Below are 14,724 nucleotides of genomic sequence, written 5' to 3'. Positions count from 1 at the left end.
CGGCGACCGGCGCGGGCGGCCGGGACGGTCGGGACGACCGGGGCTGTGACATCGGGGTCGACGTCGATCACTGCAGACACGAGCGCAATTTCTAGCCGCGAGCACTGGATCCGGACAATGGTTTCACTCAGCGTGATCGGCAGGATTGCGCACACGCCGCCCGATCCCGTAGTGAGGGACACAAGCAACAGTTGTGACCCCCCAACCGGGGGCTGCCTAGCGGTGGGGCGCCGGAGGGCGCAGGATTGACAGTTGCGGTTCGGGGCTCCCGCCTCGGACGACCGGTCGGAGTGTGCTTAGCCTAAGCTGGAAGCCGACCGGCGGGCCCGAGAACGGCCTGACCACCGCTCGAAACCGCTAGCGACTGCTTGCAGGTCGCTCGAAAATGACCGCTAGCGACTGCTTGCAGGTCGCTCGAAAATGACCGACTGTCCGCACATCGAAAAGGTAGTTCGCTCCCGATGACTCAGACCCGTCCTCTGCGCGTGGCCATCGTTGGTGCCGGCCCTGCCGGTATCTACGCCGCTGACGCCCTCATGAAGTCCGATACTGCCTCCGGACGCGGCGTGTCGATCGACCTGTTCGAGCGGATGCCCGCACCGTTCGGCCTGATCCGCTACGGCGTCGCCCCCGACCACCCGCGAATCAAGGGCATCATCACCGCCCTGCACAAGGTGCTCGACAAGCCGCAGGTCCGCCTGCTCGGCAACATCGACTACGGCACCGACATCACCCTCGACGACCTGCGCACCTTCTATGACGCGGTCATCTTCTCCACCGGCGCCAACGCCGACCGGGCGCTCAACATCCCGGGCATCGAGCTCGACGGCAGCTACGGCGCCGCCGACTTCGTCTCCTGGTACGACGGCCACCCCGATGTCCCCCGCGCCTGGCCGCTGGAGGCCGAGAAGGTCGCCGTGCTCGGCGTCGGCAATGTCGCCCTCGACATCGCGCGCGTGCTCGCCAAGACCGGCGACGAGCTGCTGCCGACCGAGATCCCCGCGAACGTCTACGAGGGCCTGAAGAACAACAAGGCCGTCGAGGTCCACGTCTTCGGCCGACGCGGCCCGGCGCAGGCCAAGTTCACGCCGCTGGAGCTGCGCGAGCTCGACCACTCGCCCACCATCGAGGTCATCGTCGACCCCGAGGACATCGACTACGACGAGGGCTCCGAGGCCGCGCGCCGCGGCTCGAAGCAGGTCGACATGGTCGCCAACACCCTGCAGGACTGGGCCATCCGCGACCAGGGCAACCGCCCGCACAAGCTGTTCCTGCACTTCTTCGAGTCGCCCACCGAGGTGCTCGGCGAGGACGGCAAGGTCGTCGGCCTGCGCACCGAGCGCACCGAACTGGACGGCACCGGCAACGTCCGCGGCACCGGCAAGTTCAACGACTGGGACGTCCAGGCTGTCTACCGCGCCGTCGGCTACCTGTCGCAGAACATCGCGAAGCTGCCGTTCGACGACCAGGCCGGGACCGTCCCCAACGAGGCGGGCCGGGTCATCGGCGAGGACGGCAACCACATCGCGGGCACCTACGTCACCGGCTGGATCAAGCGCGGCCCGGTCGGCCTGATCGGCCACACCAAGGGCGACGCCAACGAGACCATCGCCTGCCTGCTCGAGGACGCCCCCGGCTTCGAGGGCGCAGCGCAGCCAGAGGAGGACGCGGTCGTGACGTTCCTCGAGGGCAAGCAGGTCCCGTTCACCACCTGGGACGGCTGGTACCGCCTCGACGCCCACGAGCGTTCCCTCGGCGAGCCCGAGGGCCGCGAGCGCATCAAGGTCGTCGAGCGCGAGGACATGCTGCGCGCGTCGCAGCAGTAGGCTTCTTCAGATCGAGGTGGCGTTCGGCCCGCTGAGCGGGCCGGACGCCACACTTTTGTCACCGACAAGGCATGCTCTTACAGTGTTTGACGCCCACGTACACATCATCGATCCCCGGTTCCCGCTGGTGGAGAACGACGGCTACCTGCCGGAACCGTTCACCATCGCCGACTATCGCAAGCGGGTCGACGGCTTCGGCGTGGACGGCGGCGCGGTGGTGACCGCGTCGTATCAGGGCACCGACCAGGCCTACCTGGTCGCCGCGCTGCAAGAGCTCGGCCCCGGCTGGGTGGGCGTGACCCAGCTCGCCGAGGACGCCACCGACGAGGACATCGTCGCGCTCGACAAGGCAGGCGTCCGGGCCCTGCGTTTCAATCTGCGCCGCAGCGCCACCGACCTCAAACTGCTGGCCACGCAGGCGCAGCGGGCGTGGGACCTGGTGGGCTGGCACGCGGAGTTCTATGTGGACGCGGCGCTGCTGCTGTCCCTGGAGCCGGTGTTCAAGAAGCTGCCCGCCGTGAGCATCGACCATCTCGGCATGTCCACCAGGGGCCTGCCCTACCTGCTCAACCTGGTCGACCGCGGCGTCAAGGTGAAGGCCACCGGCTTCGGCCGGGCCACCATCGACGACGTCGGCGACGCGTTGCGGCGCATCCACGCCGTGAACCCCGAGTCGTTGATGTTCGGCACCGACCTGCCCGGGACCAGGGCCAGGCGGGCCTTCGAGGCCGCGGACCTCGACATCGTCGCGGACGCGGTGGGCGACGACCTCGAGGCGGTCCTCGGCGGCAACGCCCGCGCCTGGTACCGGCTCACCTGACCGGGCGACAAACGGATCGGGCCTCTGCCGCCACTTCTAGGTGGCAGCAGAGGCCCGTTCGCCCCACGGGGAGGCGGGGTGGAGCATGCCTACTTCGACGATCCACCCGTCGGGGCGGACGAGCCGTCGAGGATGCCGAAGACGGTGGACAGCGCGCCGAACAGGTCGGACAGATCAGACGAGGACATGGGTGCTCCTTAGCGGTTGCGGGATTGTCGACGCCATGAGACCTAGCGTCCAGACAGTTGTACCCGACACCGCGGCCGCTGTCAGTGCTCGGTGGGTGAACGCGAGTTGAAGCCCTCCCGGTTCCCCTACGCGAAGATCGCTGCGGCCAGCCAGATCCCGGCCGCCAGCAGCGCGCCGAGCAGTTCCACCAGGATCGACAGCCCGACGGCCTTCGTCGCGTGCACGGTCGAGCGCCAGGCGTCCGAGTGGGTGCGGTGGCGGTGCACCTCCGCCAGGTAGGTGCCGAGCAGGAACCCGATCAGCAGGCCGACGACCGGGATCACGAAGAACCCGACGATGCCCAGCAGCGCGCCCGCGACCAGCGACCGCTTGGGCACACCCGCGTCGCGCATCCGGCGGCCAGGCCAGGTGTACTTGACCACACCCGACACGACCAGCAGCACGGCCGCCGCGGCGAACACCGACCAGCCGGTCCCGGTGCCCTCGAGGATCGCCCAGACCGCGATGGCCCCCAGGATCAGCAGTGCACCGGGCAGGATCGGCAGCACGACCCCCACCAGTCCCACCACGATCGCCAACCCGATCAGGACCTCTACACCGACGCTCACGGGCGACACTGTGCCAGACCGCGGCCCGGCGCAGGCGCGCACGCCACAATGGCCGGATGGAACTGGGGATCGACACCACGCTGACCCTGCTCGCCGCCGGGCTGATCTTCCTGCTCGCGCTCGGCCTCGGCGTGTGGAAGTACCGGCAGATGGCCCTGTCGGAGAACCACCTCGCGCACCCGTACGTGGACATCGCCCACCGGGCGGCACTGCTGTATTCCTTTGCGACCCTGCTGATCGCGGTGTTCGTCGAGCTCAGCGCCTGGCCGACCTGGGTGAACCTGGCGGCCGCGGCGGTGACGGTCTTCTTCTTCGTCGCCGCGATCGCGAGCTATGTCGTGCACGGCGCCAAGCGGGACACCACCAACCAGTTCGAGCATCCGGACCTGGGGCTGCGCCTGGCGATGATCGCGCTCATCATCGGCGAGATGGGCGGTTTCGCGGTGCTGCTGGCCGGGTTCGTCGGCGGGCAGCTGCTCGGCTGACCGCTACGCCGGGACCTGGTGTAGCGACAGCACGTTCGCGTGCGGGTCCCGGAACCACGCGATCCGGGTGCCGTCGGGGCCAGTCCAGGCGTCGTACCCATCCTGATCCAGGCCCGGGTACCGGCTGAACTCCACCCCCTTGGACCGCAGTTCCTCGACCGCCGCGTCCAGGTCGTCCATCTGCCAGCCGAGCACCGTGTACCCGGTGTCCGCCTTCGACTGGACCAGGGTGATCCGGAGTTCGACCCCGTTCCCACCGTCGACCACCAGCGCAAACGGGGTCCGTTCGGTGAGGGTGAGCCCCAGCGTGTCCACGTAGAACATCGCCGAGACGTCGAGGTCCGTGCTGGGCGCGAACGCCACGAGTCGACCGGGGAAGGCCATGGCCTCACTCTGCTCGGCCGGTCGCGAACAGGCAAGACCCCCGCCTCGACGGGTCCCTCTGGAAGAGATCCGTGACCCGCGGCACACACCCCCGCGGCCACGGGTTAACGTCTGTTAATTCACGCCATACCGTGCCCAGAACGAGGAGAATCCGTGTCCGCAGAAGACGTAAGGAAAGGCCCGCTCGCGGGCGTCCGCGTGGTCGAACTGGCAGGAATCGGGCCGGGACCGCACGCCGCGCTGCTGCTCGCCGACCTCGGCGCCGATGTCGTCCGGGTGCAGCGCGCCGGGATGATCCCCGGCCCCGACAAGCGTCACGACCAGACCCAGCGCGGCCGCCGGATCGTCGAGGCCAACCTCAAGGACCCGGCCGACATCGAGAAGGTGCTCGGCCTGCTCGAGCGCGCCGACGTGCTGATCGAGGGCTTCCGGCCCGGTGTCACCGAGCGGATGGGGCTCGGGCCCGACGTGGTCCTCGAGCGCAATCCGCGCCTGGTCTACGGCCGGATGACCGGCTGGGGCCAGGAGGGACCGCTCGCGCAGTCCGCCGGCCACGACATCAACTACATCTCCCTGACCGGCGTGCTGCACGCCATCGGCCGCCAGGGCGAGCGCCCGGTTCCGCCACTGAACATGGTCGGAGACTTCGGCGGCGGCTCGATGTTCCTGGTGTTCGGCATCCTCGCCGCCCTCGTCGAGCGACAGAACTCCGGCAAGGGTCAGGTCGTGGACGCCGCGATGGTCGACGGCACCCTTGCGCTCTCGCACATGATCTGGAGCTTCCGCGGCCAGGGCGTGTGGTCGGACGAGCGCGGCGTGAACATGCTCGACACCGGCGCCCCCTACTACGACACCTACGAGACCGCGGACGGCAAGTACATGGCCGTCGGCGCGATCGAGCCGCAGTTCTACGCGGTGCTACTCCAGGGATTGGAGCTCGATCCCACCGAACTGCCCGGCCAGAACGAGGCGAACGCGTGGCCGGAGCTGCGCAAGGTGTTCACCGAGCGCTTCCTGTCCAAGACCCGCGACGAGTGGACCGCGATCTTCGAGGGCACCGACGCCTGCACCACCCCGGTCCTGACCTTCGCCGAGGCCCCCGACAACGCGCACATCGCGGCCCGCGGTTCGCTCGTCGAGATCGACAAGGTCACCCAGCACCGCCCGGCGCCGCGGTTCTCGCGGACCGAGACCGGCCTCCCGACCCCGCCGCCGAGCGCGGCCGTCGACGCGGCCGACGTCTGGACGTAGCGGGTCGCGATTCGCACGCCACGAGGGCGGGCTGGGTCACCCTGTCGGGAACCCCGCCCGCCCTTTTCGGCACCGGAGCCGGATCACACGGGCGCCGAGAGTGATTCGAAGATCTCCCGGTAGTACCGATGCGCCATGAAGTGGCCGCCCGGACGCGTCCGCAGCCGCGCGCCGGGTATCCGCCGGGCCAGCTCCCTCGGCCATGCGCTCGGGACGAGTTCGTCGTCGTCGCCGTACCAGACGTCGACCGGCACCGCGAGGTCCTCGGGACGGAATCCCCACGGCCGCATCCAGGCTCGGTAGTCCTCCACCATCCCCCGCCCGCCGCGCAGCGCCTCACCCGTCATGGCCGCGAAGTTCGAGGCAGGCTCGCTCAGGACCACCTCGGCGTCCGCCCTGCCGAGTCCCCTGGCCGAGACCCTGGTGAACACCGTCGGCGCGGACCGGGCCGTCACACCCATCGCCTGGAACACGACCCGCGCCACCGGCGCGGCGCGCTGGGACAGCCGGGTGAACACGCGATCCATCGTGGGCAACCGGTCGAACACGCCGTCCTCGGTCAGCGGCAGCGCCCCCGCGACGATCGCCACCCTGTTCAGCCGCGGGGGCGACGCGAACCCGAGGGCGGCGGCATACTGTCCGCCCATCGACCACCCCATCGCCGACATCCGGTCGACCTCGAGGTGATCCGCCAGCTCCTCGACGTCACGTGCCCAGTCCAGCGGCGTCCGGCCCGGCAGCGGATCGGAGAGCCCGATGCCGGGACGGTCTGGCGAGACCAACCGGATCCCGGCGTCGCGGGCGACGGGCGACGCGGCCGCAACGTCGAGCCGTCCCGCCAGCCCGCCGTGCGCGTTCACGACGACGAATCCGGCCGGGTCACCGAAGTCCGCAAAACCCAACAGACGGCCGTCGCGCAGACGAATGACGCGATCCTGTGATCCAACGTGATCTCGGCGCACGGGAGCCTCCGTTGAGGTCAACGCTAGATCCGTCGACCTCAGATCACCAGGGCCGGACGTTCCACCTCCACGCCCCCGGCGAGCGCGCGGTAGGCGGCGGCGATACCGGTGACCGCGGCCCTGAGCTCGTCTTCGCCGCGGGCGTAGGGCAGCCGGATGTACCGCTCGAACGCACCCTCGAGCCCGAACCGTGGGCCGGCCGCGAGCAGCACGCCGTGGTAGGGCGAGGTGGCGGCGAGCGCGGTCGACATCGGCGCCGGCAGCTGCATCCACAGCGCCATGCCGCCGCTGCCAGGGGTGCACCGCCAGTCCGGCAGCTCGGTCGCGACCGCATCGAGCAACGCCGCGCGCTGCCTGCGGAGCTGCTTGCGACGCTCCGGCAGCACCTCGTCCTCGACCTCGACCTCGAACATCGACACGGCGGCCAGCTGCTCGACCACCGCGGTGCCCAGGTCGAGGGCGGACCGCGACGCGGCGAGCGCACTGATCAGCGGGGCCTCCGCCCTGATCCAGCCGATCCGCAGCCCGGACCAGAAGGCCTTGGAGGTAGAGCCGATGGTGACGATGTCCGCCCGTCCCGCGCCGCGCGAGAAGGCGGCGACCGGCGTCGGAGTGGGCGCATCGAGCCCGAGGTCGGCCATGGTCTCGTCGATGATGAGCGTCATCCGGGTGTCCCTGGCGATCGCGGCCAGTTCGGCGCGGCCCTCGTCGTCGAGGCAGAAGCCCGTCGGGTTGTGGAAGTCCGGCACCAGGTACGCGAGCTTGGCCGCGGTCTGCCGTGCGGTGCTGCGGATTCCGTCCAGGTCCCAGCCCCTGGTCTCCTGCCGGACCGCGACCGGTACCGGCCGGGCGCCCATCCTCTTGATCGCCTCGATCGCGTTCGTATAGGTCGGGTGGTCGATGAGCACGCGCTCACCCGGTGCGGCGAGCAGGCCCAGCACCAGGACCAACGCGTGTTGCGCGCCCGCGGTGACCATGATCTGCTCGGGGACGGTCGGCAGGCCGCGCCTGCAATACCGTTCGGCGATCGCCTGGCGCAACACCGGCAGCCCGACCGGTTCGATGCCGTGCCCGCCGAGGTACGCGGGCAATGCGTCGAGACCCTCCGCGTATGCCCTCCGCATCGGCTCGACCGGCGCGGACATCGAGGCACACGTCAGGTCGATGGCGGGGTCCGTGCTCGCGCCACCGAGGGCGGACCCGCCGAACATGGTGCCGCGCAGCAGTTTACCGGCGGCTCCTGACTCGGGAAGGGCGACCGTGCTTCGCGACCCCTGCCTGCTGATGAGGTATCCCTCGTCGCGGAGCACCGCGTACGCGGATGTGATGGTGGTCCTGCTCAGCTCGAGCACGCCCGCGAGGTCGCGCTCGCTGGGCAGCGCCACCCCCAGCGGGATCCGGCCGTCGGCCACCAACATCCGCACGTTGTCCGCCAGCGCGCGGTACGCGGGCCGGGCGGCGCGTCGCCTGCCCCCGGACTCGGCGTCCTGCCACTTCCCGAGATCGCGCGCCAACGTGGTCGCTCCGAGCACCCTGATTGCCATGCAGTCCAGTATTCGCAAAGTGGATGTTTATTGCAATACCAGTTGGGCGCACGATGGGGACATGTTCGCAGCACTGATCCTCACCGTCCTGGTCCTCGGCTCCGCGGGCCTGTTCGTCGCGGCCCGCCGGTCGAACGGCGCGCGAATCTTCCACCTCGACCAGTTCCGTCCCGCCGCACCGCTGGCCGGGCTGCTGCCCGAGGGGCGCGACTCGGAGCGCGCCCACCGCGACCTGCAGGCCGTGCAGTCCCGCCACGAGACCGTCCCGGCAGGCAAGGGTGCGCCCCACCACTGACGATGCGCCGATACAGGTCCAGTTGGCCCCAACTGGACTGGTATCCGGGATGGATGTCGGCGCCCTGACTCATACTGAACCCGTGCCCTCACTCGAATTCGCCCTCTTCGACACCCCGGTCGGCCGGTGCGCGGTGGTGTGGGGCGAGCAGGGGGTCGTGGGCTTCCAGTTGCCCGAGGGCTCGGACGAGCTGACCCGCGAGCGGAACGCGCGGCTCTTCCCCGACGCCACCGAGGGGGATCCGGACACGAGCCCCGCCGCCCGACGCGCGATCGACGGGGTCCTCTCACTGCTGGCGGGTGAACCCGATCCCCTCACCGACGTGCAGCTCGACCTGCGCTCGGTGCCGGACTTCGACAGCCGGGTCTACGCGGTGACCAGAGCGATCGAGCCGGGGGCGACGCTCACCTACGGGGAGGTCGCCGCCCGGATCGGCAGCCCCGATGCCGCCCAGGCCGTCGGTCAGGCGTTGGGGCGCAACCCGATTCCCATCCTGGTCCCCTGCCACCGGGTGCTCGCCGCGGGCGGGAAGACCGGCGGCTTCTCCGCGCCAGGCGGCGCGGTCACCAAGCGCGCGCTGCTGACGATCGAGCGCGCCCCGGGTTTCGACGAGCCGACGCTGTTCTGATCGGGGCCCCGATCCCCGACGCGTCACCGCCTACGGCGCGCCGAACATCATCAGGCCGTCCCTGGTGCACTCGGGGAAGTTGTTCTCGCGCGGGTGGCAGTCCCATCCCCTGATGTTCGCGGCCTGCCCGGGCGCGCCCGGCGTCGCGATGAACTCCTCCATGACGGTGAACGCCTCACCGCAGCCCACCCGGCCCGCGGGGGTGCTCACCGCGACGAGGTTGAACGGGGTCGAGCCGATGGCGAACTGCCCGCATGTGACGTCCTCGACGGGGGGCGGCGGAGGCGGGGTGCCGCCCGCACCCGGGAAGTCCGGACCAACGCCCGGCTTGTCCGGCACGATCAGCACCTGACCCGGATAGATCACCGTGTCCACGCTCGGGAAACCGTTGAGCCGCAGGATCTCCCCGACATCGCCGCCGAACCGCAATGCCACATCCGACAGGCCGCCGCCCGGCTCCACGACATAAGTCTTGGTACCGGGCGGGCGGCCGGGATCAGTCCCGGGCGGCGGGCTGGTCAGCGGCGCGGTCGTGGCGATCGGTGTTTCGGGCAGCGAAGTCGACTCCACCGAGGTCGGCACCGCCGCGGGCGACTCCGCGACGCCGGATTCCGCACTGCCAGAGGAACAGCCCGCCACCAGTGCCATCGCCACCCCGAGGGCACCCAACCAGCCGATTCGATTCATCCCGCGACCCTAAGCCACTGCGGACGGGTACTCGGACAGGATGGCCCGCGGAACAGGTAGTGCACTACCCGCGACTGTGAGGACTATCCACCGAAGAATCAGGATCGAAACAGTTTCGATGTCCGAACCGTCCGGGGGGCCCGCTCAATGATCGTTTCCGCACTGTTCCAGGGGGACGGCGTGCTCGCCGCCATCGCCGCGGGCCTCGACACCATGTCGCGGACCAGGAACGACGCAGGCGACGCGGTGGGGAAGGTCCAGACCGCCCTGCTGTCCTGGGACCCGAACAGCCTGCCGGTGCACGGCATCGACAAGGCCTACGGCAACGAGACCGAGGCGGCGGTGCGCCGGTTCCAGATCAGCGAGTTGGGGACCCCCGCCGCGGCGGCGACCGGTGAACTCGGGCCGCGGGCGGTCCTCGGGCTGGACCAGGTGCAGGCCACCGCCGAGAACCCGCCGGCCCGGTCGACGGAACGGGTCCGGCGCAACGTGTGGCGGCTCAGCACCGGGCGTGGTTGGGACCAGACCCTGCTCGCCTACGCGCAGGCGGTGCGCACCATGCAGGCACGGCCGGCCGACGACCCCACCAGCTGGGAGTTCCAGGCGAACCTGTACCGCGCCTACCGCGCCACCTTCGCCGATGCGCGCGACAGCCACGACGGCAACCGTTTCTTCCTCCCGTGGCACCGGATGTACCTGTACTTCTTCGAGCAGATCCTGCGGGCGGCCGTCATCGACAACGGCGGGCCGGCCGATTTCGCGCTGCCCTACTGGAACTACGGCAACCCGGAGCCGCAGAGCACGCTCCCCTACCCGTTCCGCGATACGGGGCTCGCCCTCCCGGACGGCTCACCCAATCCGCTGGCGCTCGCGGCCCCGCTGCGCAATGCCGACCTCATGGCGGGGGATCCGTTGAGCCCCACCATCACGTCCTCGTTCACCGCCATGTGGCAGCCGTCGTTCTCCGGCGCCATGCGCACCGGGTTCTCCGGGCAGCTGGAGAACATCCCGCACGGCGCGGTGCATGCGGCCATCGGCGGCGATCCGGGCGGGGAGCTCGGTGCACTGATGAGCAACGCCGACTCCGCGCCCCGCGACCCGATCTTCTGGCTGCACCACGCGAATCTCGACCGGCTGTGGGTGCAGTGGCTCGAGCGCCACGCGAATCCGACCGATGGGGACTGGCTCGACGCCGAGTTCCGGTTCTTCGACACCGACGGCCGCCCCGTCGACTGCCCGGTCCGCGACGTGCTCGATCACGTCGATCGACTCGGATACAGCTACGACGACCAGGCCCAGCTCCCCGTCCGGCCGCAGCGGGTGGTCCCGGTCGCGCCGAATCCCACGCTGGTCGCGTCGACTCCCGGACCGACCGAGCTGACCGGACGAACCACCGTCGGGCTCGAGGTCTTCCCGAGCAGCCTCCCGGTGGTCGAGCACGCGCCGGACACCGCCGCCGCGGCCGGCTTCGGCGCGGTGCTGCTGACGGTCGACGGCCTTGCGGCACAACGGAACCCGGGGTGCGTATACCACGTCTACATGAACCTGCCCGACGCCGAGGTCGACGGTAAGCCCGAGCATCACCTCGCCGGGACCTTCTCGCTGTTCGGCGTGGACGCCGACGGGCGGCTGGGCTTCACCTTCGACATCACCGCACTGGTGCAGGCGCTCGCGTCCGCCTACCGGTGGGACCCGGCGGCGTTGACGGTGACGGTTCAGCCGGTGCGGCCCACCACGAGGGCACACTCGGGCGCCGTGGAGTCCGGCCTTCCCACGAAAACCACTCTGCCGCTACGGATCGGGCGCATCGGCCTGTTCGTCGGCTGATGCGCCCGGGCCGTGGGTCCTACCTGAGGACCTCGCGGCGGACGATGGTCTCGTCCCGGCCGGGGCCGACACCGATGCAGGAGATGTAGGCGCCCGAGAGCTCCTCGAGCCGCAGCACGTAGTTCTGCGCGTTCACCGGCAGCTCCTCGAAGGTGCGGGCGTGCGAGATGTCCTCCCACCAGCCCGGCATCTCCTCGTAGATCGGCTTGGCGTGGTGAACCTCGGTCTGCGACATCGGCATTTCCTCGTATCGCACGCCGTCGATCTCGTAGGCGACACAGATCGGCACGGTGTCCAGGCTGCTCAGCACGTCCAGCTTGGTGAGGAAGTAGTCGGTGATGCCGTTGACGCGCGTCGCGTAGCGGGCGATCACGGCATCGAACCAGCCGGTGCGCCGCGCGCGACCGGTGGTGACGCCGACCTCGCCGCCCTGCTTGGCCAGGTACTCGCCGTGGTTGTCGAACAGCTCCGTCGGGAACGGGCCCGAGCCGACGCGGGTGGTGTACGCCTTGAGGATGCCGAGGACCGTGGTGATCTTGGTGGGCCCGATACCCGAACCGACCGCCGCGCCACCGGAAGTGGGGTTGGACGAGGTCACGTACGGGTAGGTGCCGTGGTCGACGTCGAGCAGCGTGCCCTGCGACCCCTCGAGCAGGACGGTCTCGCCCGCCTCGAGCGCCTGGTTCAGCTGCAGCCGGGTGTCGGCGATCCGGTGCTTGAAGCCCTCGGCCTGGCCGAGCACCTCGTCGACGACCTGCTGCGCGTCGAGCGCCTTGCGGTTGTAGATCTTGACCAGGACCTGGTTCTTGTACTCCAGGGCCGCCTCGACCTTCTGGGTGAGGATCTTCTCGTCCAGGACGTCGGCGACACGCACACCGACGCGGGCGATCTTGTCCTGGTAGCAGGGCCCGATTCCGCGGCCGGTGGTGCCGATCTTCTTGGCGCCCAAGAAGCGTTCGGTCACCTTGTCGATGGCCACGTGGTACGGCATGATCAGGTGCGCATCGGCCGAGAGCAGCAGCCGGCTGGTGTCGACGTTGCGCTCCTCGAGGCCCGCGAGCTCGGTCAGCAGCACGCCCGGGTCGACCACGACGCCGTTGCCGATCACGTTGGTCACGCCGGGGGTCAGGATGCCCGACGGGATCAGGTGCAGCGCGAACTTGTCGCCGTTCGGCAGGACAACGGTGTGACCCGCGTTGTTACCGCCCTGGTAGCGCACCACCCACTGCAGGCGTCCGCCCAGTAGATCGGTAGCTTTGCCCTTGCCCTCGTCGCCCCACTGGGCTCCGATCAGGACGATTGCCGGCATGACGTTGACTCCTACGGTTGACGGGCATCTGGGCATGTCGCAGCGCAGAGGCCAGCCGTCCCTGGACAGTGGCCGAAAGGACAGTTTAGTCCAGCCGACCGATACAGCTGCCCACCACGTCACCAGAACCGCGATTTCGTTGACAACCGGCCATGGTGAGGCAAGGCTAATCAACGTTGTCGCCCACGCCTGGAAGGGCACCGGATGACTGTGTATCGGATCGGAACCGGCGCGAGGTGGGGCCTCGCCCTCGGGGCGGCCCTGACGCTGACGGCCGGGTGCGCATCGTCTCCCCCACCTGCGACGGACACCCTCGAGGCGCTGCCGGGCAACCGGTACATCCAGACCAACCTCGCCGCCACCGGCGAGAACTACTCGGCGCCGTTCACCCTGCCCGGCATCGTCAACGCGTGGGGCGTGGCCATCCGCCCCAAGGGCGCGGGCGGCCACTTCTGGGTCGGCGCGGGCGGCACCTCCTACGAGTTCGTCGGCGACGTCACCGCCTCCCCCGACCCCGCCCTACGCCAACTGCACCAGGACGCGCTCGAGGAGGTCACCATTCCCGGCGCCGACTCCGACACCTCCGACACCGGCATCGGCAAGACCACCGGCGTCATCTTCAACCCCGCACCCCTGACCTCCGACAGGTTCGTCGTCACCGACCAACCGGTCCAGGTGGACGGACAGCAGCAGCTGCTCACCGGATCCGCCCGCTTCCTGTTCGCCACCGACTCCGGCCACATCTCCGGATGGACCGAACAGGCCGCCGACGGACAGATCGTCCGCCGCAACGGCCCCGCCAAGGACATGTTCGACGGCACCGCCGAGGGCATGAACTTCTTCGGCATCGCCCTCGAACCCGGCGGCGGCGACACCCTCTGGGCCGCCGACTTCGGCGCCGCACCGCAGATCCGGCAGTTCGACAAGAACTGGCAGCCGGTTCCCACCGAGGGGTTCGCGAACCCGTTCGCGACCGGCGACCTCCTCGACCCCGCACACCCCGGCCGCGGAAACAAAGCCCGCCCCGGCGACCCTGCCCCGTTCAACATCACCACCGTCGGCGACCGCGTGTTCGTCACCTACGCCACCACCAAGGCCCCCGACGGCGGCCCTGCCACCCAATTCGATGCCGGCGAGGAAGACTCCCTCGACGCCGAGCAGGAAGCCGCCGCCCAGGACCGGCCGGACCGCGGGAAGGTCGCCGAATTCGACGCCACGGGCACCGTCGTCCGGGTGCTCGACGACCAGGGCCGCCTCAACGCCCCCTGGGGCGTCGCCCTCGCCCCCGCCGGGTTCGGTGCGCTCGCCGGGAAACTGCTCGTCGGCAACTTCGCGGGCGCCGGACGCATCCTCGCCTTCGACGATTCCAGCGGAGAATTCGTCGACTACCTCCGCGACGGCGAGGGTGAGCCGCTGGCGGTGGAGGGACTGTGGGGCCTGCTGTTCGGGAACGGCGAGAGCCTCGGCGACGCCGACGCGCTGTACTTCACCGCAGGCCCCGAGGACGAGAAGGACGGCCTGTTCGGTTCGCTGCGCGCAGCGAACTGAGCCCGGAGGCGCGGCCGGTCATGCGACGTGCGGCGCGTGCACCCACGGTGCGGGGCTGACCTCGACCTCGAGCGCGGAAGGGCCGGCCGCGGCCCGGATCGAAGAGGTGGGCGGCGCCCAGACGGCACCGTTGAGCTGCACGAAGATCGCCCGGTCCGGATCACCGCCGAGCAGATAACACAGGTCCGTGTCCGTCCGGAACTCGCCGGTCGCGTGCGGACCGATCCGCCGCGGGGGCGGCGGCTGCACAGGGCTCGGCGGCCCGTCGTCGAGCAGCAGTTCCTCGTTGGTCGTGTTGACCACCCTGACGGTCATGCATGTCATCGGAGTCACCTCGGTTCATCCGTCCCACATGTCTATC

15 protein-coding genes are annotated in these 14,724 nt (G+C 69.9%); 8 read left to right on the top strand and 7 right to left on the bottom strand.

Going from position 1 to position 14,724, the window contains the following annotated elements:
* The first annotated feature begins 461 nt into the window (after positions 1-461).
* Both FCG67_RS06730 and FCG67_RS06725 read left to right on the top strand, forming a co-directional pair.
* Positions 462-1,826 carry an FAD-dependent oxidoreductase gene (locus tag FCG67_RS06730; RefSeq protein ID WP_097210093.1) on the top strand — a complete coding sequence of 455 codons (1,365 nt, stop codon included), beginning with the start codon at positions 462-464 and terminating at the stop codon, positions 1,824-1,826.
* Between the two features lie 82 nt (positions 1,827-1,908).
* Complete coding sequence (locus FCG67_RS06725; RefSeq protein ID WP_097210092.1) at positions 1,909-2,646, top strand: amidohydrolase family protein; 738 nt, start codon at positions 1,909-1,911, stop codon at positions 2,644-2,646.
* 314 nt (positions 2,647-2,960) lie between these two features.
* Here the strand turns inward: FCG67_RS06725 and FCG67_RS06720 are convergent, their stop codons facing one another.
* Positions 2,961-3,443, bottom strand: coding sequence for a DUF456 domain-containing protein (locus tag FCG67_RS06720; RefSeq protein ID WP_136908347.1), 483 nt, complete (start codon positions 3,441-3,443; stop codon positions 2,961-2,963).
* A 56-nt stretch (positions 3,444-3,499) separates the two neighbouring features.
* Here FCG67_RS06720 and FCG67_RS06715 point away from each other — a divergent pair, with 56 nt between their 5' ends.
* Positions 3,500-3,928, top strand: coding sequence for a hypothetical protein (locus FCG67_RS06715; protein ID WP_136908345.1), 429 nt, complete (start codon positions 3,500-3,502; stop codon positions 3,926-3,928).
* Between the two features lie 3 nt (positions 3,929-3,931).
* Here FCG67_RS06715 and FCG67_RS06710 read toward each other — a convergent pair whose 3' ends face one another.
* Positions 3,932-4,312, bottom strand: a complete 381-nt coding sequence (locus tag FCG67_RS06710) for a VOC family protein (RefSeq protein ID WP_136908343.1) — start codon at positions 4,310-4,312, stop codon at positions 3,932-3,934.
* 153 nt (positions 4,313-4,465) lie between these two features.
* Between FCG67_RS06710 and FCG67_RS06705 the strand changes: the two genes are divergently transcribed.
* A complete protein-coding gene (locus FCG67_RS06705) occupies positions 4,466-5,563 on the top strand; it encodes a CaiB/BaiF CoA transferase family protein (protein ID WP_136908341.1) in 1,098 nt (365 codons plus the stop codon).
* Positions 5,564-5,646: 83 nt separating this feature from the next.
* On the opposite strand, the gene FCG67_RS06700 is transcribed toward FCG67_RS06705, so the two are convergent.
* Positions 5,647-6,525 carry an alpha/beta fold hydrolase gene (locus tag FCG67_RS06700; RefSeq protein WP_136908339.1) on the bottom strand — a complete coding sequence of 293 codons (879 nt, stop codon included), beginning with the start codon at positions 6,523-6,525 and terminating at the stop codon, positions 5,647-5,649.
* 38 nt (positions 6,526-6,563) lie between these two features.
* Positions 6,564-8,069: a MocR-like transcription factor YczR gene (yczR, locus tag FCG67_RS06695; protein WP_136908337.1), complete on the bottom strand. Its 1,506-nt coding sequence runs from the start codon at positions 8,067-8,069 to the stop codon at positions 6,564-6,566.
* A 61-nt stretch (positions 8,070-8,130) separates the two neighbouring features.
* On the opposite strand from yczR, the gene FCG67_RS06690 reads away from it, so the two are divergent.
* Together FCG67_RS06690 and FCG67_RS06685 are read left to right on the top strand one after the other, a co-directional pair.
* Positions 8,131-8,364 (top strand): hypothetical protein, encoded by a 234-nt coding sequence (locus FCG67_RS06690; protein WP_136908335.1) that lies wholly within the window; start codon positions 8,131-8,133, stop codon positions 8,362-8,364.
* Positions 8,365-8,413: 49 nt separating this feature from the next.
* Complete coding sequence (locus tag FCG67_RS06685; RefSeq protein ID WP_136908333.1) at positions 8,414-8,992, top strand: methylated-DNA--[protein]-cysteine S-methyltransferase; 579 nt, start codon at positions 8,414-8,416, stop codon at positions 8,990-8,992.
* A gap of 30 nt (positions 8,993-9,022) precedes the next feature.
* Here FCG67_RS06685 and FCG67_RS06680 read toward each other — a convergent pair whose 3' ends face one another.
* The gene (locus FCG67_RS06680) at positions 9,023-9,679 is read right to left on the bottom strand and encodes a LysM peptidoglycan-binding domain-containing protein (RefSeq protein WP_136908331.1); all 657 of its coding nucleotides are present in this window, start codon (positions 9,677-9,679) and stop codon (positions 9,023-9,025) included.
* A gap of 147 nt (positions 9,680-9,826) precedes the next feature.
* Here FCG67_RS06680 and FCG67_RS06675 point away from each other — a divergent pair, with 147 nt between their 5' ends.
* Complete coding sequence (locus FCG67_RS06675) at positions 9,827-11,506, top strand: tyrosinase family protein (protein WP_136908329.1); 1,680 nt, start codon at positions 9,827-9,829, stop codon at positions 11,504-11,506.
* Between the two features lie 19 nt (positions 11,507-11,525).
* On the opposite strand, the gene FCG67_RS06670 is transcribed toward FCG67_RS06675, so the two are convergent.
* The gene (locus FCG67_RS06670) at positions 11,526-12,815 is read right to left on the bottom strand and encodes an adenylosuccinate synthase (protein ID WP_077040487.1); all 1,290 of its coding nucleotides are present in this window, start codon (positions 12,813-12,815) and stop codon (positions 11,526-11,528) included.
* 204 nt (positions 12,816-13,019) lie between these two features.
* On the opposite strand from FCG67_RS06670, the gene FCG67_RS06665 reads away from it, so the two are divergent.
* Positions 13,020-14,363, top strand: a complete 1,344-nt coding sequence (locus tag FCG67_RS06665; protein ID WP_136908327.1) for a TIGR03118 family protein — start codon at positions 13,020-13,022, stop codon at positions 14,361-14,363.
* Positions 14,364-14,381: 18 nt separating this feature from the next.
* Here the strand turns inward: FCG67_RS06665 and FCG67_RS06660 are convergent, their stop codons facing one another.
* Positions 14,382-14,687, bottom strand: coding sequence for a hypothetical protein (locus tag FCG67_RS06660; RefSeq protein WP_136908325.1), 306 nt, complete (start codon positions 14,685-14,687; stop codon positions 14,382-14,384).
* Positions 14,688-14,724 lie beyond the last annotated feature (37 nt).

The organism is Rhodococcus oryzae (assembly GCF_005049235.1).
Taxonomy (GTDB): Bacteria; Actinomycetota; Actinomycetes; order Mycobacteriales; family Mycobacteriaceae; genus Rhodococcus_G; species Rhodococcus_G oryzae.
This window is presented reverse-complemented; position numbering and strand designations above follow the sequence as displayed.

Bases quoted from the DNA above. Each gene is read 5' to 3' on its own strand.
- FCG67_RS06730 (WP_097210093.1), top strand. From the start codon at position 462: ATGACTCAGACCCGTCCTCTGCGCGTGGCCATCGTTGGTGCCGGCCCT.
- FCG67_RS06715 (WP_136908345.1), top strand. From the start codon at position 3,500: ATGGAACTGGGGATCGACACCACGCTGACCCTGCTCGCCGCCGGGCTG.
- FCG67_RS06710 (WP_136908343.1), bottom strand. From the start codon at position 4,312: ATGGCCTTCCCCGGTCGACTCGTGGCGTTCGCGCCCAGCACGGACCTC.
- yczR (WP_136908337.1), bottom strand. From the start codon at position 8,069: ATGGCAATCAGGGTGCTCGGAGCGACCACGTTGGCGCGCGATCTCGGG.
- FCG67_RS06690 (WP_136908335.1), top strand. From the start codon at position 8,131: ATGTTCGCAGCACTGATCCTCACCGTCCTGGTCCTCGGCTCCGCGGGC.
- FCG67_RS06685 (WP_136908333.1), top strand. From the start codon at position 8,414: ATGGATGTCGGCGCCCTGACTCATACTGAACCCGTGCCCTCACTCGAA.
- FCG67_RS06680 (WP_136908331.1), bottom strand. From the start codon at position 9,679: ATGAATCGAATCGGCTGGTTGGGTGCCCTCGGGGTGGCGATGGCACTG.
- FCG67_RS06675 (WP_136908329.1), top strand. From the start codon at position 9,827: ATGATCGTTTCCGCACTGTTCCAGGGGGACGGCGTGCTCGCCGCCATC.
- FCG67_RS06670 (WP_077040487.1), bottom strand. From the start codon at position 12,815: ATGCCGGCAATCGTCCTGATCGGAGCCCAGTGGGGCGACGAGGGCAAG.
- FCG67_RS06665 (WP_136908327.1), top strand. From the start codon at position 13,020: ATGACTGTGTATCGGATCGGAACCGGCGCGAGGTGGGGCCTCGCCCTC.
- FCG67_RS06660 (WP_136908325.1), bottom strand. From the start codon at position 14,687: ATGACATGCATGACCGTCAGGGTGGTCAACACGACCAACGAGGAACTG.